17 protein-coding genes are annotated in these 18,917 nt (G+C 74.1%); 7 read left to right on the forward strand and 10 right to left on the reverse strand.

Going from position 1 to position 18,917, the window contains the following annotated elements; translation table 11 throughout:
- Positions 1–270 precede the first annotated feature (270 nt).
- Complete coding sequence (locus IE332_RS39440) at positions 271–1,941, reverse strand: phospholipase D-like domain-containing protein (protein WP_229929294.1); 1,671 nt, start codon at positions 1,939–1,941, stop codon at positions 271–273.
- A gap of 480 nt (positions 1,942–2,421) precedes the next feature.
- Between IE332_RS39440 and IE332_RS39445 the strand changes: the two genes are divergently transcribed.
- Positions 2,422–3,564: a polyprenyl synthetase family protein gene (locus IE332_RS39445; RefSeq protein WP_229929295.1), complete on the forward strand. Its 1,143-nt coding sequence runs from the start codon at positions 2,422–2,424 to the stop codon at positions 3,562–3,564.
- 21 nt (positions 3,565–3,585) lie between these two features.
- Here the strand turns inward: IE332_RS39445 and IE332_RS39450 are convergent, their stop codons facing one another.
- From IE332_RS39450 to IE332_RS39490, 9 genes are all read right to left on the reverse strand, one after another.
- Complete coding sequence (locus IE332_RS39450) at positions 3,586–4,128, reverse strand: hypothetical protein (protein ID WP_189926476.1); 543 nt, start codon at positions 4,126–4,128, stop codon at positions 3,586–3,588.
- Positions 4,129–4,164: 36 nt separating this feature from the next.
- Complete coding sequence (locus tag IE332_RS39455) at positions 4,165–4,554, reverse strand: hypothetical protein (protein ID WP_189926478.1); 390 nt, start codon at positions 4,552–4,554, stop codon at positions 4,165–4,167.
- A 128-nt stretch (positions 4,555–4,682) separates the two neighbouring features.
- Positions 4,683–5,954 carry an MFS transporter gene (locus IE332_RS39460; protein ID WP_189926480.1) on the reverse strand — a complete coding sequence of 424 codons (1,272 nt, stop codon included), beginning with the start codon at positions 5,952–5,954 and terminating at the stop codon, positions 4,683–4,685.
- Between the two features lie 84 nt (positions 5,955–6,038).
- A complete protein-coding gene (locus IE332_RS39465; RefSeq protein ID WP_189926482.1) occupies positions 6,039–8,291 on the reverse strand; it encodes a discoidin domain-containing protein in 2,253 nt (750 codons plus the stop codon).
- Positions 8,292–8,501: 210 nt separating this feature from the next.
- Positions 8,502–9,740, reverse strand: coding sequence for an ROK family transcriptional regulator (locus tag IE332_RS39470; RefSeq protein WP_189926483.1), 1,239 nt, complete (start codon positions 9,738–9,740; stop codon positions 8,502–8,504).
- Positions 9,741–9,915: 175 nt separating this feature from the next.
- Positions 9,916–10,398, reverse strand: a complete 483-nt coding sequence (locus tag IE332_RS39475) for a GerMN domain-containing protein (protein ID WP_189926485.1) — start codon at positions 10,396–10,398, stop codon at positions 9,916–9,918.
- The gene (locus IE332_RS39480) at positions 10,395–11,870 is read right to left on the reverse strand and encodes an ATP-binding protein (protein ID WP_229929296.1); all 1,476 of its coding nucleotides are present in this window, start codon (positions 11,868–11,870) and stop codon (positions 10,395–10,397) included. The genes IE332_RS39475 and IE332_RS39480 overlap by 4 nt, the downstream gene beginning before the upstream one ends.
- On the reverse strand, positions 11,867–12,040 hold the full coding sequence (locus IE332_RS39485; RefSeq protein WP_189926487.1) for a hypothetical protein: 174 nt from the start codon (positions 12,038–12,040) through the stop codon (positions 11,867–11,869). Before IE332_RS39485 ends, IE332_RS39480 begins: the two co-directional genes overlap by 4 nt.
- Positions 12,041–12,130: 90 nt before the next feature.
- Positions 12,131–12,748, reverse strand: coding sequence for a TetR/AcrR family transcriptional regulator (locus IE332_RS39490; RefSeq protein WP_189926489.1), 618 nt, complete (start codon positions 12,746–12,748; stop codon positions 12,131–12,133).
- A 98-nt stretch (positions 12,749–12,846) separates the two neighbouring features.
- Here IE332_RS39490 and IE332_RS39495 point away from each other — a divergent pair, with 98 nt between their 5' ends.
- The 6 genes from IE332_RS39495 (at position 12,847) to IE332_RS39520 (ending at position 18,872) form a co-directional block, all read left to right on the forward strand.
- Positions 12,847–13,680 (forward strand): class II aldolase/adducin family protein, encoded by an 834-nt coding sequence (locus IE332_RS39495; protein ID WP_189926491.1) that lies wholly within the window; start codon positions 12,847–12,849, stop codon positions 13,678–13,680.
- A gap of 4 nt (positions 13,681–13,684) precedes the next feature.
- On the forward strand, positions 13,685–14,746 hold the full coding sequence (locus tag IE332_RS39500) for a 2-dehydropantoate 2-reductase (RefSeq protein ID WP_229929297.1): 1,062 nt from the start codon (positions 13,685–13,687) through the stop codon (positions 14,744–14,746).
- 110 nt (positions 14,747–14,856) lie between these two features.
- The gene (locus tag IE332_RS39505) at positions 14,857–15,615 is read left to right on the forward strand and encodes a maleylpyruvate isomerase family mycothiol-dependent enzyme (RefSeq protein WP_189926493.1); all 759 of its coding nucleotides are present in this window, start codon (positions 14,857–14,859) and stop codon (positions 15,613–15,615) included.
- A 207-nt stretch (positions 15,616–15,822) separates the two neighbouring features.
- The gene (locus IE332_RS39510; RefSeq protein WP_189926495.1) at positions 15,823–16,728 is read left to right on the forward strand and encodes a ribosome-inactivating family protein; all 906 of its coding nucleotides are present in this window, start codon (positions 15,823–15,825) and stop codon (positions 16,726–16,728) included.
- A 272-nt stretch (positions 16,729–17,000) separates the two neighbouring features.
- Entirely contained in the window at positions 17,001–17,945 is a 945-nt protein-coding gene (locus IE332_RS39515; protein ID WP_189926503.1) for a TauD/TfdA family dioxygenase, read from the forward strand.
- Between the two features lie 84 nt (positions 17,946–18,029).
- Positions 18,030–18,872: an EamA family transporter gene (locus tag IE332_RS39520; protein ID WP_189926505.1), complete on the forward strand. Its 843-nt coding sequence runs from the start codon at positions 18,030–18,032 to the stop codon at positions 18,870–18,872.
- Positions 18,873–18,917: the final 45 nt, after the last annotated feature.

Below are 18,917 nucleotides of genomic sequence, written 5' to 3' on the forward strand. Positions count from 1 at the left end.
CGATCGACGCGCGGTGAGTCCTCCTGGGCCTTGAGCATCGGTCGAGCCCGGCTCGAGCCGCATGGGGGATGCTCCCCCGCATTCCGCCCACGCCCGAGGCCGCCCCTGCCCCGGACCCGCCGGAGTCCCCCGTGGCCTGCCGGAACACCGCCGACCGCGGTGCGCCCCGGGCCGTGGCACACTCCGGCCCGGGGCCGCATGGGGGGATCGCCCCCAGGTTTCCGGCGGCCCCGGGCCGGGTGGTGGGGTGTCAGCCCCGGTTCACCGGTGTCAGCCCTGGCAGAGGCCGCGGGTGTAGTCGTACGTCGCGGCGGTCTGGGAGTACTGCCACTGCGGGGCGAGCAGCCGCTCGTCCAGCTGGGCCGCGGCGGTGCGGTTCTCGACGACGTAGCCGAAGTCCTGCAGCCAGGCCGGGTAGAGGTTCTTGGAGCCGATGAAGAAGGCGGATCCGTCGACCGCGACCAGCTTGTGGTGCAGCGCGTAGGGGTGGCCGTCGGCCCAGGTCGCGGTGGGGGCGGCCCGGAACGGGGCGAGCTGCAGGTTTCGGCACATCGTGGCCTTGGCCTGCGCCGGGTCGCCGAGGCGGGCGGTGAGGCGGGCGGCGAGGGTGTCGCTGATCTCGTTCACGGACTTGATCTGCGAGTAGCCGCCGCTGCCGACGGTGCCCCGGTTGCCGGGGTCGCTGACCACGATGCGGACCTTGACGCCCTCGGCCATCTTGGCCGCGAGCAGGTCGAAGGTGCGCACGTCGTAGCGGGGCAGCGGCGGGCAGGTGCCGGTGACGTCCTGCTGGGAGATGTCGATCCGGCTGCCGGCGCTGGCGATCAGCGCGCGCAGGGCGTTCTCCTCCGGGTTGACGGTCTCGTAGTCGCGGTCGGCGTTGGTGTTGTCGTGCAGGCCGATCGGGCCGCACTTGAGGTCGTCGACGGCGGGGACCGGGCCGGGGCGGTAGGCCGAGGCGGAGTCCTTGTCGCGGATGCCGACGCCCAGGCCGCCGACGGCGATCACCTGCTGGCCGCCGGTGGCGGGCACCTTGTCGGCCGGCGGGTTGTGCCGCTTCTCCAGGTCGGGGGTGCAGCCGGCGCCGTTGGTGGAGGCGAACCAGGCGGCCGAGAAGACCCCGGTGTTGCGGCAGGTCCAGTCCCACAGGGTGTCCAGGTAGGCGCCGGCGGAGGCGGCGGCCGGGCCGTTCAGCGCGAGGTCCACGTCGGTCACCGGGTGGGCGGTGTCGAGGTAGTCGTTCTTCCAGTTGTTGATGCCGCCGGTGACGACGCTCTGTCCGTCGACGACCAGCAGCTTGGAGTGGTTCCAGGAGAACGCGGTCTTGGCAGTGGTCATCGAGGCGACCTCGATGGTGACCCGGGCGGCGGCGGGGCCGAGCTTGGTGACCAGCTCGTCGCGGTACTTCGACGGCAGCGCGGTGATGTTGTACAGCGGCGCGGCTCCGGCGAGGATCCGTACGTGCGGGCTGTTCCCGGCGGCCACCGAGGCCTTGAGGCCGTCCACTATCGCGTCCTGGAAGGCGCCCTCGGGGAACGGCGCGAGGGTGGATATGTCGACGGTGCGGGTGGCCCGGGAGATGTTCTCGCGCATCTTGTCGAGCAGCCGGCGGGTGCCGGTGCGCTCGGTGCAGGAGGGGTCGCCCCAGCAGCCGGGGGTCTGCAGCAGCCAGCCGCCCGGGTCGTCGGCCGGAGCGTCGAGCCGGTTGCCCGCGGTGCGCTGCCAGACCGTCCCCTCCAGCCCGGGGGACACCTGGCGCAGCGTCCGTTCCACCGCGTCCAGGTGCGGGGTGGCCTCGCTCTGCGCGGCCGGGGCCGGGGCCGGCGCGGGGGCCTGGTCGGCGAAGGCGGGGACGACGGGCAGTACGCAGACGGCGGTGGCGAGGGCCAGCGCCGATCCGGCGAGACGGCGGCCGGAACGGCGGGACTGGTGATCGAGCACGTACGGGTCCTTCATGAGAGGCCGGGGACGTTCACCCGGGTGACACCAATGGATTACCCAAGGGTAACCTGATGTGATGTCAGGATCCTGCCAACGCCGCCGCCCCGCCACCCGCCGGGTCGGCCGTACACGAGCTAACATCCTAACCCCGGCCGGGAGTTGACCCCGACCAGGCCTCTTCGGAAATATCGCCGACCGGACCGGACGGGCCGCTCACCCCCGCCCCCGGACCCGGCATACGGATGACAGTGGTTCCGGACCGCGCGCCGTCCGCCGTTCGGTCCACCGCGTTCCCGGCACGCGAGCCGAGGGGTGTCTGACGATTCCCGCCGGGCGTGCGACGCCGGGGCACGCACCTCGCCGCGTTGTCGTCGGTCGCCGATGCTCCGCATGGACTCCCTCCTCCGCCTTGCGATGCACGCACCCCAACGCCGCACGCTGATCCGACGCGAATCGTCAGACACCCCCTACGCTGAGCGCATGGTTATGGCACCCGCCGAGGACGTCGGGCCGTTCGGGGACGGCACGCACACCGGGGCCCGGCCCCCCGGGATCGAGCACCACCTGGACCGGCTCTGCCCGCCCTCCCCCGGCGGACTGGACGTCTGGCTCCCCGGCGGGCACGACCGCGGCCTGTCCGCCGGCACCGCGCACGCCCTCGACCGGCGCCTGCACCGGGCCCTCGCGGAACCCGTCCGGCACATGGTGGACGCGGGCGGCCGACGCTGGCGCCCCACCCTGCTGATGAGCATCGTCGACCTGCTCGGCGGCGACGGCGAGCGCTTCGGCGTCCTCGCGGCCGCCCTCGAACTCGCCCACACCGGCTCACTGGTGGTCGACGACGTCCAGGACGGCTCGGCCGTGCGCCGCGCGAAGCCCGCCGCCCACGCGGTGTACGGCGTGCCCGTCGCCCTCACCGCGGGCACCTGCGCCTACTTCGCCTTCGACCGGGCCATCGCCCTGTCCGCCCCCGACGAACCCGCGCTGCAGGGCCGGATGCGCGAGGTCCTGCTCGCGGCCCTGCGCGCGGCCCACGCCGGACAGGCCCTCGACGTCCAGGGCCACCGCCGCGAGATGGACCACGCCCTCGCCACCGGCGACAACGGCCCGCTGCTGGAGCTGGTCCTCGCCACCCACCGGCTGAAGTCCGGGGCCCTGGTGGGCGCCTGCTGCCAGATCGCCGCGATCGCCGCCGGCGCCGACGCCGCGCTGGGCACGGCGCTGCTGCACTGGGGGACGGCGCTCGGCACCGCCTACCAGATCGCCGACGACGTCGCCGACCTGCGCGGCGTCACCGACCCGGACGGCACCCCCACCAAGCAGGTCGCCGAGGACCTGCGCGGCGGCAAGGTCACCCTGCCGCTGGCCCACGCAGTCACCCTGCTCCCCCGGCCCGCCGCCCTGTGGGCCACCGTCCGCGACGGCGAGGCCACCGAGGCCGAGGTCAACGCCGCCCGCCACGCCCTGCTGGAGTGCGGCGCCGCCACCGCGAGCGAGCACGACGCCGACCGCCTCTGCACCGACGCCTGGCACGCCCTCGAACCCCTGCTCCCACCCACCCCCGACACCGCCCGCCTGCACGCCGCCGGCCACCACGCCGTCCGCGCCCGCCGCCCGGCCTGACCGGGCGTCACGCGCACCCGGTTACCAGCGGACCTCGATCGAGTGGCCGGTGACGGTGGGGTTCTTGATCGCGTTGGGCACCCCCGCACCGGGCGGTTTTGTACTGACGTGCACGTAGTACGTGACGCCGCGCGTCAGCGGCATGTCGACGAGGTGGCGGAACTCCTGCGCGGTCGAGGTGAAGGTGGTCCGGGGGAAGGCGTACGGGCCGCCGGCCGGGTAGGCGTACACGCTGCCCGCCGTGAGCCAGAGGTAGACGGTGGCCGGGGCGGGCGTGGCGGCCTTGACCGAGGCCATCAGATAGAGGTCGTCGCCGTCGCGCAGGTAGCAGGCCGCCTCGGTGACGTTCGGGTCCTCGGGCGTGGGCTGCGCCGCCGCGCAGACCGGACCGGGCTTGCCCGCCGAGGGGGCGGGGCCGCTTGCCGCCGCCCCGCCGTCACCACCGTGCCGAGGCCCCGTCAGGGCGGACAGGCTGACGGCCACGAGCCCGATCAGAGCAAGGGCGCCGAGCACCAGGATGGTCGGGTTCCTGCTGTCGCCCGTCCGGACGTTGACCTGTGTCACCGGCTCCCGCGCCTCGCCGACAGTGCCCGGTGGCAGTCAAAACCCGTTCGCGGCGTTGATCGCCGCGGACAGGGCCGCGACGATCGCGGGGGCGCCACCCGAGCCGACCAGGAACTGCCGGGCGGCTGCCAGCTTGCCCTGCGCGGCCTGTCCGTCGGGGTCCGGCCCGGTCACCGCCGCAGCCGCTTCCTGGAGCTGCGTTTCCAGGCTGCCGGCGACGGCCTCGGTGAGGGCACCGCTGCTGCGGGCCCGGCCGATCTCCTCCGCCACTGCGGCGAGCGCTGCCCGGAGGGCGTCCTGGCCCGCCGCCCCCGCGCCGATGACGATCCCACCGTTCTCGAAGTGGTTGACGGTGTCGACCTTCTCGTAGGTGTTCTCGTGGTTGTGGAAGTCACCGCCGTGCAGCGACAGCTTGTTGATCTTCACCGGTCCCCCTGCGAGCGAGGTGGGTGCGGTGCGCACCCCCGTCCGGACATTGGCGTCACGAGGACCAACGACGCGCCGGCGCCCACGGTTACGAACGAACGGGTCCCGGCGCGGTCGAGCGGGATCCGCTACGCCTGCCCGGCGGGTGAACCGGCGGGTGTCGGGTGGGCCGTGTCGTGGTCCGGGTGGCGGCGGGTGCGCTCCGCCCAGGCGGCCAGCGGCGGGCCGGCCGCGCCCAGTGCCGCGAAGAAGGCGCCGAGCAGCAGCCAGCCCGCGTGGCCGAGGCCGAGGACCGCCGTCGTGAGGACCACCGGCGCCAGGGCCTGCCCGGCGTTGAAGCCGACGCCCCAGAAGCCCTGGTACTGGCCCTGGGCGTGGTCGGGGGCGAGGCCGAAGCCGAGCGCGTAGCCGCCGGAGGACTCCCACACCTCGCCGAGGCTGTGCACGACGACGGCGAGCACGGCGAGCACCGGCGCGGTCCACGCCGGGACGTCCGCGGTCAGGGCCATCAGCGGGCAGCTGACCAGGAAGCACAGCCCGGCGAGGCGGAACGCCCGGCCGCCCTGACGCGGCGTCTCCACCCGGGAGCCGATCCGGCTCTGCAGCAGGACGCACACCCCGCTGTTGACCGCGTAGACCGCCGCCACCGTCCAGCGGGGCGCGTCGGTGTGGGCGGAGAGCCAGATCGGCAGCAGCAGGGAGACGGTCTGGTACTGCAGGCCCATCGCGCCGTAGAGCGCGACGAAGGTCACGAACGGCCGGTCGGACAGCACCGCCGCCCGGTGGTGCTCCGCGGGCCGGGGCAGCGGCCGGTAGTTCGGGAGGCCGCCCAGGGCGATCAGCCCGGCGCAGGCGAAGCTGGCGGCATTGGCGAGGATCAGCGCGGTGTACGCCTGGCGGGTGCCGGCCGCGACGGCGACGGCGGCACCGAGGGTGCCCAGCACCACACCGAGGTTGACGAAGGTACGGAGCCTCGCCCGGAACGCGGCCGGGCGTTCACCGCCCGCCCGGGCGATCAGCGCACCGCCCGCGGCGCCCGCGGCCGTCGCCGCCAGCCGGTCCAGGGTGGCGACGAGCGTGAAGGTGGCCCAGTCGTCGATGAGGACGAACCCGGCCATCGTCGCGGCCTGCACCGCGAGTGCCCACAGCCAGACCGTGCGCGGCCCGTACCGGTCGGCCAGGTTGCCCGCCGGGACCCCGGCCAGCAGGCCGACCAGCCCCGCGATCGTGAGGCCGACCCCGACCCGGGCGGCGGGCAGGTGCACCACCAGCGTGAAGTAGAGCACCGAGGCGGTGTTGAACAGCCCGTTGCCCACCCGGCTGACGAAGCTCGCCAGGATCAGGGCCCGCTGCGGACCGCCCCGCGCCGCCCAGCCCGAGACCGTGCTCTTCCCGATCATGCGGAACAGGCTAACAACGCCCCGGAAGAGGCCGACCGGTAGGGCTGCCGCCCGGCGGCGGCAGCCCCTCGGGCCCCGGTCCGGCTACGGGTAGGCCGTCACCGTCGACGGGGTGGTCGAGGTGCCGGAGGTGGCGGCGCCGGTGGTGTCGACGACGTGGTTGTACTGGCCCTTGCCGCCGAGCGAGACGACCAGCAGGTCGTGGAACCGCACGCCCGCCCGGGTCGGTGCCTCGAAGCCGTGGTCCATCCGGATGGTGGGGTCCACGTTGAAGTAGCAGTAGCTGCCGAGGCCCCAGCCCTCGTGGGCGGTGACGGTGTCGTCCACCTTGTAGGCGGCGTAGCCCAGGGTGGGGCCGTTCTGGATCGCCGCCTGGTTCGGGGCGTCGTAGGCCTTCTCGTTCTGGAAGAAGATCGTGCGGCCGCGTTCGCCGGACCACTCGACGTCGTACTTCTTGAAGTGCTCGACGAACAGCCCGGTGCCGAGCACGTCGGCGCCGCGGACCAGCAGGCCGTAGTCGGCGGGGTTGACGTCCCAGCCGACGCCGGTGCCGTGGTCGGCCCGCCAGATCCAGGTGTGGTCGACGATCACGTCGTTGCTGTTGACGACGATGCCGGCGGTGGTGGAGCCCCCGCCCGCGCCGCCGACCCGGACGAACACGTCCTGCAGGGTGGTCGGGTCGGCGGCGTGGCCGCCCCGGGCGCCGTCCGGGCCGACCTGGACGAGGGCGGAGGAGCGGACCGGACCGGCGTCGACGAGCAGACCGGCGAGCCGTACCCCGTCGACGTCGGCGACCTGGACGGCCGTCACCCCGTTGTCGGGCACCAGGGTCGCCAGGCCGAGGCCGAGCACCACGGTGTCGGGCCGGGTGACCGCGATCGGCCGGTCCAGGTGGTAGACCCCGGGGGTGAAGAGCAGGTCGAGCCCCTGGGCCAGCGCCGCGTTGACGGTCGCGGCGGTGGCGCCGGGCTTCACCACGTAGAAGCGGCTGAGCGGGCGCGACTCGCCCTGCGCGGCGCCGTCCCAGGAGACGCCGCGGGCGTTGGTGCGCTTGACCGGGACGAACACCTTGTAGTCGGCGCCGTCCAGGTAGAGGAAGGGCTTCTCTCGGGAGATCGGCGTGGTGTCCAGGGTGGTGTAGGGCGGGTCGGGGAAGCTCTGGGCCGGTGCGCCCTGGACGCCGGAGAAGACCTGGTTCCAGACGCCGTTGCTGAAGCCGCCGATCGCGCTGTCCCGGGTGTACCACTGCTGCTGGGAGTGGTTGCCGACGCTGCCGTCGATCCTGCTGTCCGCGATGTAGCCGCCGCTGGCCCAGCCGTACCCGGCGGGCGAGAGCTCGAGGCCGCCGCGCACGTGCATCCGGCGGAACGGGGCCGCCTGGGCGACCGCCCAGCGGTCGGTGCCGCTGACCGGGGTGAGGGCGAGGTTCTCGGCGGAGCGCCAGAAGTTCTGCGTCGCGTTGCCGTTGAACCAGCCTGCGTCGACGGTGACGTCCCCGTTGATCGTGGTGTCGTCGGGCCTGAGACCGAGACCGGCGACGGAGGTGTAGAAGCCGAGCTGGACGTTGAGGTTGCCGTAGCTGCCCGGCTTGAAGAGCAGCGCGTAGCGCTCGGGGCCGAACTGGTTGGCCTCCTGCTGCTTGAACACCCGGTCCACGGTGGCCTGGATGCCGGGCGTCGAGGGGTCGAAGACGAGCACGTTGGGCCCGAGGTCGCCGCCGCCCTGGACCGGCGGCACGTCGGAGGTGTTCACCTGGAACTCCCACAGGGAGTAGCCCCAGGCGGTGGCCCGGGCGAGCCCGGTCAGCCGGACGTAGCGGCCGCTCCCGGCGAGCGGGACGGTCTCGGTGCCGCCGGCCCCGCTGTCGGTGCTGTACAGGGTGCGCCAGGCCGCGCCGTCGTCCGAGACCTCGATCCGGTACGAACGCCCGTACGCGGTCTCCCAGGTGAGTACGGCCCGGCAGACCTGGCGGACCGCGCCGAGGTCGACCTGGAGCCACTGGGGGTCGCTGAAGGCGGAGGACCAGCGGGTGCCGGGGTCGCCGTCCACGGCCGAGGCGGCCGGCGTGCCCGCGCTCTCCGCGCTGGAGGCGGTGGCCGGGCGGCCCCTGGCGGCGTTGTCGGTGCCGCAGTCGGCGGCGGCCGCGGCGGCCGGTCCGGCCGGGGCGGGCCGTGGACCGGCGGCGCCGGCCGGGACCGGCACCGCCAGGACGGACACGAGGAACAGGAGCAGGCCCAGGACCGCCCCCGGTGCCGTGCGCGGGCGGGCCGGCGTGGGCGGGCAGGCTGACGTGCGCGGGCGGGCCGGCGTGCGCGGCCGGGCTGAAGAACGCCTCATCGGCAGGTCCCTAGGTGAGGTGGGTGGGGGTGCCGGTGGCGCGCGGCGGCGGCCCGTGGGGGGATCGCCTCACCGGGCGGTCGGGGGCCCACCGGGATCGACTCGGGGACGCCGCCCGGGCGCCTGGCCCGGGGCCGTCCCTGACCGGGAGTCTCAGGCCGCCGCCGTGTACTTGTCAACCCGTTCCGTGTGCTTAGCTCACGCCGTGAACTATGCGCCGGCGTCGGTGAGATGCGAACGATCCGGCAGCCGCCCGCCGGAGTCCAGGAAGTCCGACAGCGGCAGGGTGGCGGCCCCCAGGGCGACCGCCTCCGGCCCCAGACTGCCGAGGACGATCAGCGCGTGCTCGTACGGGAAGCGCAGCGCGTACCCGGTGGCCGCGGCGCGGATGCCGGGCAGCAGCCTGGGCCCCAGCAGCAGCCCCGCCCAGCCGCCGATCACGATCCGCTCCGGGTTGAACAGGTTGACCAGGTCGGCGATCCCCGCCCCCAGGTACTCGGCGGCCTCGTCGAGCAGCCCGACGGCCGCCGGGTCCCCCGCCTCGGCGGCCGCCAGCAGCGCCGCCAGTCCCGCCTTCTCGTCGCCGGGCGGCGCCGCGCCCCAGCGCTCCACCAGCGCCTCGGCCCCGACGTAGGCCTCCAGGCAGCCGCGGGCGCCGCAGCGGCAGCGCCGGCCGCCGACGTGCACCTTGGTGTGGCCCCACTCGCCCGCGCTGCTGCTCGCCCCCCGGTAGCGCGCGCCGTCGGCGATGACGCAGGCGCCGACCCCGGAACCGACCAGCGCCACCACCGCGTGCCGGGCCCCGCGGCCGGCCCCGAACCACATCTCGGCCTGGCCCAGCGTCTTGGCGCCGTTGTCGACGAACAGCGGCAGCGCGGTACCGGCCCGCAGCAGCCGGCCGAGCGGCACGGCGTCCCAGCCGACGGCCTGACCGTGCACCACGATGCCCCGCCCGTCCGCGCCGGGGGCGCCCTGGTCGACGATGCCGGGCACCCCGACGCCGACACCGAGCACCGTCTCCGGCGCGGTGCCGGTGCGTTCGAGCACGTCGGCCAGCCCGGCGAGGATCAGCTCCACCACGTGGCCGGCGTCGCGGCCCCGGTCGGAGAGCGGCAGGTCGCGGGCGGCCAGTTCGGTGCGGGCCAGGTCGAACAGGGCCACCCGGACCTGGGTCTCGCCCACGTCGACGCCCACCAGCCGGGCGCGGCCGGCGGCGACCCGGAGCATGGTCCGCGGCCGGCCGCCGTCGGACCCGACCGAGCCGCACTCCTCGATCAGGCCGTCCGCCAGCAGCTCGCCGGTCACATTGCTGACCGACCCGGCGCTGAGCCCGGTGCGGGCGCCCAACTCCTGCCGGCTGAGCGGCCCGTCGAAGTACAGCCCGCGCAGCACGGTGGCCCGGCTGCCCGTGCGCAGGTCGCGCACCGTGTTCCCGCCTCGCCCGTGCACGGGCAACCCTCCCGTCGGTCCGTCACCCACGCCCGGGGCCCACTCTCCGGCCCCTTGGCGCTCGGCGGTCCCCAGCCGTCGTCTCACGCCGTGAAGTAAGCCGCTGCCCAGCGTACGTCCCGCCGCCCTCGGGAGGGGGTGCCCCCGTCGTGCCGCCCGTGGGCCGGGCCCCGGGTCAGCCGTCCCGGTGGAGGTCGCACTGCTGCTGGATGGCCGAGGGGCCGTCGCTGCTCACGATGGTGACCCTCGGCGGCGGGCCGGACTCGGCCGGGGCGTCGTCGGCGGTGCAGACCAGCTGCTGGACGGCGGAGGCGGACAGCGAGGCGGCGGGCCAGGACAGCCGGAGGGTGACGGTGCCGGGCACGGCGGTGGCCTGGACCCGGCCGCCCGCGGGCAGCTCGCTGTACAGGCCGGTGTGCGCCTCGGCCCGGTCGGGCCCGGCGACCAGGGCGTCCAGGGTCCGCTGGAGGCCGTCGCGCTGGGCGCCGGGCCGGATGGTCAGCCGCAGGCCGTGCTGGTCGAGGAAGTAGAGCCGGGTGCCCGGCTGGACGCCGGTGGCCGCCCGCCCGCTCTTCACCGGGTCGGTGGTGGCGATCGAGCAGCCGCAGGCGAGCAGCAGCGCCGCGGTGACGGGGACCAGACGGTGGCGGACGGTCACATCTCCTCCGGGAGGATGCCGCGGGGCAGGACGAGGGTGAACACCGCGCCGCCGCCCGGCGAGTTGGCGGCCTCGATGAGTCCGCCGTGCAGCCGGGCGTTCTCCTGGGCGATGGCGAGGCCCAGCCCGCTGCCCTCGGAGCGGGCCCGGGCCTTGTCGGCCTTGTAGAACCGGTCGAACAGGTGCGGCAGTTCGGCCGGCGGGATGCCCGGCCCGCGGTCGGTGACGGTGAGCAGCAGCAGCTCGCCGTCGGCCTCCCGCAGTCGCAGCCGTACGGGTGGCCGGCCGTGCCGCAGGGCGTTGCCGGCCAGGTTGGCGACGATGACGTCGAAGCGGCGCGGGTCGAGTTGTACGGGCAGGGCCGCGGGCAGGTCGAGTTCGACCTGGTCGCTCCAGCCGCGCAGGTCGACGGTCTCCCGGACGGCGGTGGCGGCGTCGATGGACTCGGTGCGCAGCGGGGCGGCTCCGGCGTCGAGGCGGGAGATCTCGATGAGGTCGTTGACGAGCCGGGTGAGGCGGACGGTCTCGTTGCTGATCATGCGCAGGGCGGTCGCGGTGTCGGCCGGGAGGTGTTCGGCGTCCTCGTCGAGGATGTCGGTGACGGCGAGCATGGCGGCGAGCGGGGTGCGCAGTTCGTGCGAGACGTCGGCGGCGAACCGCCGGCCCTGGGACTCGACGGCGCGCAGTTCCTCGATGGTGCCCTGGAGGGTGCGCGCGGTGTGGTTGAACGTCTTGGAGAGCTGGGCGAGTTCGTCGTGCCCGGTGACGGTGAGCCGGGTGTCGAGCCGGCCCTGGGCGAGGGCGTGGGCGGCGTCGCCCAGGGCCCGGACCGGCCGCAGCACCTGGCGGGCGGCGAGCAGGGCGAGCCCGGCGGCGAGGACCGCGGCGAACGCCCCGGCCCCGGCGGCGCCGGCCAGCAGCGCGTCGGCGGCGCTCTGCTCGCGGTCGAGCGGGAGGACGGCGTAGACGGTCAGGCCGGACGGGCCGCCCTTGGCGTAGGTCACGGGGACGCCGGCGGCGAGCCAGGGGTGGCCGTCGGCGCTGAAGCGCTGGAACGCGGCGCGGCCGCCGTCGACGGTGCGCCGCAGCGCCGGCGGGACGTCGACGGGCTGGGCCCAGGCGGAGTGCTCGGTGCCGTAGGCGGCCAGGACGTGCCAGTCGCGGAAGCCGCCGGTGCCGGACAACTCGGCGGCCAGGACGTCGAGTTCGGACTGGGTCGGCGGGAAGGGCAGGGCCGGGGCGCGGACGTCGATGCGGCGGCGCAGCTCGTCCAGGGTGGTGTCCTGGGTGAGGTCGAGGGTGGAGTTGGTCGCGGCCCGGTAGGTGAGCGCGGCGGTGGCGAGCGCACTCAGGGCGGCGACGGCGACGAAGGCCACCAGCAGCCGCGGGCGCAGCCCGGCGACGGCGCGGCGCAGCCGGACCAGCCGGGGAGTGCGTGGCTCCGGGCGCTCGGACGGGGGCGGGGTGCTCACAGCGACCCGGCGCGGCCGGAGTGGCCGGACCGGCCGTAGCGGGGCGCGGCCGGGACGCGGTCCGCCGCGCCCGACGCCCAGGCGCGCACGTCGCGCCCGCGTCGGCGCGGGACTGGTGCCGACGCCTCGCGTTCGGAGTCGTCGTCCTCGATCAGCGGTACCCGTGCCATGCCGGTAAGTATCCCGCCCCCACCTGCGCAAACGCAGCCGGGGGCACCGGTGGGAGGGCCCGGTCGGCCGAGCCGGCCCGGCGGGCCGTTTCAGGACGGGTGGGAGTCCGTGGTGAGCGCGGTCAGCAGGGGCTCCAGGAAGCGCCGTTCGAGCCTGCCCGGCGGCAGCTGTTCGGGTTCGACGTAGCTCTGGGCCAGCCCGCCCTCGCGGATCGCGATCAGCAGCCGGGCGACTTCGTCCGGGTCGGCGGTGAGGGTGCGGCCGGCCCGGGCGAGGTGGTCGGTGAGGGCGCGGGCCAGCTGGGTGCGCAGCCGGGCGTCGTGCCGGGCGAGCACCCAGGCGGCCTGCGGATCGCGGATGGCGTGCAGGGTGAACTCGGTGCTGACCAGGTACCAGTCACGTTCGGCCGGTTCGACCTCGCAGAGGACGTCGACCAGTGCCTGCACGGTGAGGTCCTCGGTGGCGATCGAGTCGACCAGCTCGGTCATCCGCCGCAGGATGCGGTCGCTGTGCTCGTCGAACAGCGCGAGGAACAGCTCCTCCTTGCTGCTGAAGTTGGAGTAGAACGCGCCCCGGGTGTAGCCGGCCCGCTCGCAGATCTGCTCGATGCTGGCGGCGCGGAACCCGTACTCGGCGAAGGTCTCCAGCGCCGCCTGGAGCAGGGCCGCGCGGGTGCGCGGGCGTCGCTTGGTCTCACCCTTGGGCATCGGTGGCATCCCGGTTCACTCGGACGGCGGCCGGTCTTGCTGTGTGGCCGTATCGGATCCATTGTCGTATCGGATACAGCATTGTATCTTCTGGGCCCATGAGCATCCCTCCGCCTTCCGGTGCGGGCACTCCGCTGCCCGCCGCGCTCGCCGCCGCCGTCGGACCGCTGCCGTCCGGCGTCACCCTGCCGATGCCGCCGAGCTTCGACTCGCCGGCCGCCGAACGCCGGTACCGCAAGGAACAACTCGCCGCCGGATTCCGGCTGTTCGGACGGTTCGGCTTCTCCGAGGGGGTGGCCGGGCACATCACCGTGCGCGATCCGGAGCACCCCGACCGCTTCTGGGTGAACCCGTTCGGGATGCCCTTCAGCATGATCAAGGCGTCCGACCTGATCCTGGTCGACCACGAGGGCACCCTGCTGCACGGCGACCGGCCGGTGAACCGGGCCGCCTTCGTGATCCACTCCCAGGTGCACGCGGCCCGCCCGGACGCGGTCGCCGCCGCCCACGCGCACTCGCTGCACGGCAAGGCCTTCTCCAGCCTCGGCCTCACCCTCGACCCGCTCACCCAGGACGCCTGCGCGTTCTTCGAGGACCACGGGCTGTACAGCGACTACCGCGGCGTGGTGAACGAGGTCGACGAGGGCAAGCGGGTCGCGGCCGCGCTCGGCACCAACAAGGCGGTGATCCTGCAGAACCACGGGCTGCTGACCGTCGGGCAGTCGGTCGCCGAGGCGGTCTGGTGGTTCGTCACGATGGAGCGCTCCTGCCAGGCCCAGCTGCTCGCCATGGCGGCCGGCACCCCGAAGCACATCGACCGGGAGACCGCCCTGATCACCCGCGGACAGGTCGGCAGCCACCTGGCCGGCTGGTTCCAGGCGCAGCCGCTGTTCGAGCAGATCGCCGCGAGCGACCCGGACCTGGTCGGCTGATCGGGTGCGCCGGGAACCACGGGTCGCGGCCTCACGGGACGCGGCCGTCGGAGCACCACGGATCGCGGTCCTCGGCGCCGGCAGCGTCGGCTGCCACCTCGGCGGCATGCTGGCCGCCGCGGCGGAGGTCACGCTGATCGGACGGCCGGCGGCGATGGCGGAGGTCGAACGGGACGGGCTGACGCTGACCGGCCCCGGCCCGGCGCGGCGGGAGGTGCGGGGGCTGACCGTCGCCACCGGGGCGGCGGCCGCGGCGGCGGCGGACTTCGTGCTGGTGACGGTCAAGTCCGCCGACACCCGCACCGCCGCCCGCGAACTGGCCGGACACCTCGCACCCGGCGCGGTCGTGATCAGCTTCCAGAACGGCCTGCACAACCCGGAGGTGCTGCGGGCCGAGCTGCCGGGCCACCGGGTGCTCGCCGGGATGGTCCCGTACAACGTGGTGCGCAGCGGTCCGGCCGCCGTCCACCAGGGCAGCGGCGGCGCGCTGATGGTCGAGTCCGCCCCGGTGGCCCGGCCGTTCGCGGCGGCGGCCCGGGCCGGCGGGCTCCGGCTGGAGCTGCGCGCCGACATGCCCGCGGTGCAGGCCGCGAAGCTGCTGATGAACCTGAACAACGCGGTGAACGCGCTGTCCGGCCTGCCGCTGCGCGAGCAGCTCGGCACCCGGGCGTACCGGGCCTGTCTGGCCCGGTGCCAGCGGGAGGCGCTCGCCGCCTTCGGTGCGGCGGGCATCGCGCCCGCCCGGCTCGGCCCGGTGCCGCCGCGCTGGACGCCCCTGCTGCTCGGGCTGCCCGACGCGCTCTTCCGCCGGGTGGCCGCCGCGAGCCTGCGGATCGACGCCAAGGCCCGCTCGTCGATGTGGGAGGACCTCGAACGCGGCCGTCCGACCGAGATCGACTCGCTCCAGGGCGAGGTGATCGCGCTCGCCGCCCGGTACGGCCTGCCGGCGCCGGCCAACACCCGGCTGGCCGCGCTGGTCCGGGAGGCCGAGCGGGCCGGCCCGGGCGCGGCGCGGCGGTGGCCGGGCCCGGAGCTGCTGGCGGCGCTGGACCGGGGTGATGCTTGACAGACTCAACCTTTCAGGCCTAGCGTCGCCCCCGATTGCTTCACGTACTGAAACATCCGGCTGAAACATCCGGCGCCGCCGCGAGCCCCGCACCCCTGGAGACACCGCCCATGACCCCCCTCGACCACGGCGCGGCCGTCGCCGCCGAGACCGCCCGCTTCGTCGCCGCCGTGGACCGGGCCGACCCCGCGCTGCCGGTGCCCAGCTGCCCGGACTGGACCCTCGCCGACCTCGTCCGCCACGCCGGCAGCGTCCAGCGCTGGTTCACCGTCCTGCTCCGGCAGCGGATCCAGGAGCCCCCGCGCAGCCGCGACGTCGACCTGAAGCTGCCCGAACTCCCCGAGGACTACCCGGCCTGGCTCGCCGACTCCGCCGCACAGGCCGCCGCCGCCTTCGCGGAGACCGACCTCGACGCCCCGATGTGGGCCTGGGGCGCCGACCAGCACGCCCGCTTCTGGGTGCGCCGGATGCTGTTCGAGACCCTCGTCCACCGCGTCGACGCCGAACTCGCCCTCGGCCGCACCGCGGACGTGGAGCCCACCCTCGCCGCGGACGGCGTCGACGAGTTCCTGACCAACCTGCCCTTCGCCACCCTGTTCGCCCCGCACACCGCCGAACTGCGCGCCGAGCACCGCACCATCCGCTTCACCCGCACCGACGGCGACGGCGACTGGCTGGTCCGGCTGCGGCCCGACGGCTTCGCCCTCGACCGGGACGCCGACGACACCCCCGCCGACGCCACCCTCCGGGCCGGCGCCGCCGACCTGCTGCTGCTCCTCTACGGCCGCCTCGACCGCACCGCGCCCGGCATCCAGGCCTCCGGCGACGAGGACCTGCTGGCCCACTGGTTCGCCCACTCGGCCTTCTGACCCCGGCGCCCCGGTTCCCGCACCACCACCGACACCAGCAGCACCGCCGCGCACGCGCCCGCTTCAGGGCACGGGCGCGGCGGCGTTCGCGCACGGAACAGAACGCGTGCGCGACGAGGACAAGTGGACTCTTCCCGCACGGACATGATGGCCCGGCAGATCGGAGCCGACCGGGTTCCGGTCATCCCACGCCATCCACGAGGAACCGTGTTCACCAGGACCCACTCCGCACTCCTGTCCCTGACCGCCGCCACCGCCCTGCTCCTCCCCCTGGCCGGCACCGCCGCCGCCTCCGGCGCGACCCCGACAGTGGTGCACCAGGCCCAACCGGCCGCCGCGCAGCGGGCCGCGACCCAGCAGAGCTGGCCGATCATCGACTGGGACATCACCGGCATTACCAACGGCAGCGGCGAGCACGCCAACCGCTACTGGAACCTGATCGACGCCATCCACCGCAACAGCTACGGCGACGCGACCGGCGCCGACAGTGGGATGGTCCAGCAGACCACCCGGAACACCAACCGGCTGATCCAGGTGCGGGTGCGGAACGCGGGAGCCGACCTCGTCTCCGTCTACCTGTGGGCCGACAACCTCTACGTCGCGGGCTTCTACTCCCCCGCGGCCAACCAGCACTGGGCCTTCCAGGACGGCCGGCAGCTGCAGTTCCAGAGCGACCTCGGCGTCCAGGTGCGCCTCATGCCGCGCACCGGCAGCTACCTCAACATCAACGGCGGCCCGACCCGCGAGAACCTCTACCTGGGCTCCAACAACATCTTCAACGCGATGCGGGACCTCTACAACGTCCCCCAGTGGGACGAGGTCCGCGTCGACCGCGGCATGCTGATGGCCATCACCATCTTCTCCGAGGCCGCCCGGTTCGGGCCGATCCTCAACCGCGTCCACGGCAACATCGAGCGCTACACCGCCAACCAGCTGAGCGTCGACTACCGCGACATGGAGAACCAGTGGGGCGCGCTCTCCCGGGCCGCGCACGCCTGGCGCCAGGGCCAGCCGGCCTCGGTGCACCTGATCGGCAACAACGTCACGAGCTTCGACCAGCTGCGCCGCGTGGTCGGCTTCGTCGAGCTGCACGGCTCGGAGGCGCTGCTGTAGCCGCCCCCGGAGACACACCGCTGAGCCTGGGCCCGGGTACCTCCCGGCCCAGGCTCAGCGGCGTCTCCAGCTCTCGCCCACTTGTATAGTCAGGTTCTGGCCGGATGCACACATGCCGTGCTAGCTTCGCCTCCGCGGCGTGATCATCAGCGTCGAGCACGGGGGGAAAGTCCGGTTTTGAGCCGGTTATTTGGCATGCCGTCAGACAGGTCTCACTTCCCCTTGTCGATCAGCCGCCCCGAGCGCGAGCAGTATCTACAAGTGGAGGACGGATGTCTTTCGTCAGCACGATCCCGGTTCCCGACGAGAGCTACCGGGTGTTCTCCCCGGCCGCCCAGGCGGAGGTGGCCGGGTACGTGAAGCGGCTGGCCGACGGGCTGGCGGGGCGGCGGATCGACACCCTCGGGGTGGACCCGGCGGCGGTGCCGCTGTTCGCCGCCGAGGTCGAGGCCACCCGGGCGACCATCGACTCCGGGGCGCACTTCGTGCTCTACGAGCGGATCGACGGGGTCACCACCATCCTCGAACAGGGCGTCCTCGCCTGGGTGCTGGGCAACCTGCTGGGCGTGCCGACGGTGCAGAACTCCGAGGGCTGGAAGGTCATCGAGGTCTACGACCGCGGGGTGGGCACCATCGAGGGCGGGGTGCGCTACCACCAGACCAGACAGGGCGCCTACGTCCACAACGACGCGACCGCCGACCCCGACCCGATCGACTACCTGCTGCTGTCCTGCGTGCGCGACGCCCTGGTCGGCGGCGAGAGCATCCTGATCGACGCGGCGACGGTGCACCGCAAGCTGCTCGACCACCCGGACGTCCTGGCCGTCCTGGAGGGCGACTTCTGGTTCGAGAACCGCGGCATGGCCGAGGACCAGCGGCTCTTCCGCGCCCCGATCATCGGCTACGACGCCGTCGGCAAGCCGCTGATCAAGTACTTCCGGGTGTACATGGAGGCCGCGCACGCCAAGGCCGGGGAGCCGATGACGGACGAACAGGTCCGCGCCCTGGACTTCCTGGACACGCTGCTGGACCAGACCCCGGTGCAGTACCGGCTGCGGCTGGAGCCGGGCCAGAGCCTGGTCCAGGCCGACGAGCGCTTCCTGCACACCCGCACCGCCTTCCACGACCGGTTCCCCGCGCGGGTCGTCGACCCGGCGACCGACCGGGCCGAGGACGTCAACCGGTTCATGTTCCGGATCTGGTCCAACCGCGCCTGATCCCAGGCGCGTCGCCCCACCGGCGACGCGCCGCCCAAACGACAGCGCGCAGCCCACCGGCAAAGGAACGACGGTACCCCCACTGTGTCCACTCCCCTCCTCGCGATCGTGCTGGCGCTCGTCTCGGCGCTCATGCACGCCTCCTGGAACGCCGCGGTCAAGTCCGGCACCGACCGGCTGACGGCCGTCGGCGTGGTCGACGCCGTCGCCCTGGTCGTCTGCGGTCTGGCGATGCCCTTCGTGGCGCCGCCCGACCCGGGCGCCTGGACGTTCGTCGCGATCTCGACCGTGCTCAACACGGCCTTCCGGCTCTTCCTCGTCCGGGCCTACCAGCTGGGCGACTTCGGCCAGATGTACCCGATCATCCGCGGTGTGCCGCCGCTGGCCGTGGCGGTCATCTCGGTCGCCCTGATGGACGAACCCCTCGGCCCGACCGGCTGGTTCGGGGTCGCGCTGATCTCGGTCGGCATCATCAGCCTGGTGCTGTCCAACCGGCTCGGCGAGATCCGCGCGGTGCCGATCGCGTACGCGGTCGTCGCGGGGCTGTGCGTGGCCGGCTACACCGCCTCGGACGCGGCCGGGGTGCACTCCACCGAGCGGATGATCAGCTACCTGGTCTACCTGTTCGTCCTGGAGAGCATCCCGATGCCCGCGCTGGCGGCCGTCGTCCGGCGCCGGCGGCTGCTCGACTACCTGCGCACCCAGTGGAAGACCGGGGTGTTCGGCGGGGTCAACGCCCTCGCCTCGTACGGCCTGATCCTCTGGGCGCTGTCGCTGGGCGGCGTGGCCAAGGTGGAGGCGCTGCGCGAGACCAGCGTCGTGCTGGCGGCGGGCATCGGCACGCTCGTCTTCAAGGAGCCGTTCGGGCGCAATCGCGTCATCTGCTCGGCGATCGTCGCCGCGGGGATCGTGCTGGTGAGCCTGTAGCGGTGACAGCCCGGGGCCGCCCGGTGGCCGGAGCCACCGGGCGGC

The organism is Kitasatospora xanthocidica (assembly GCF_014656195.1).
GTDB classification, from domain to species: Bacteria; Actinomycetota; Actinomycetes; order Streptomycetales; family Streptomycetaceae; genus Kitasatospora; species Kitasatospora xanthocidica.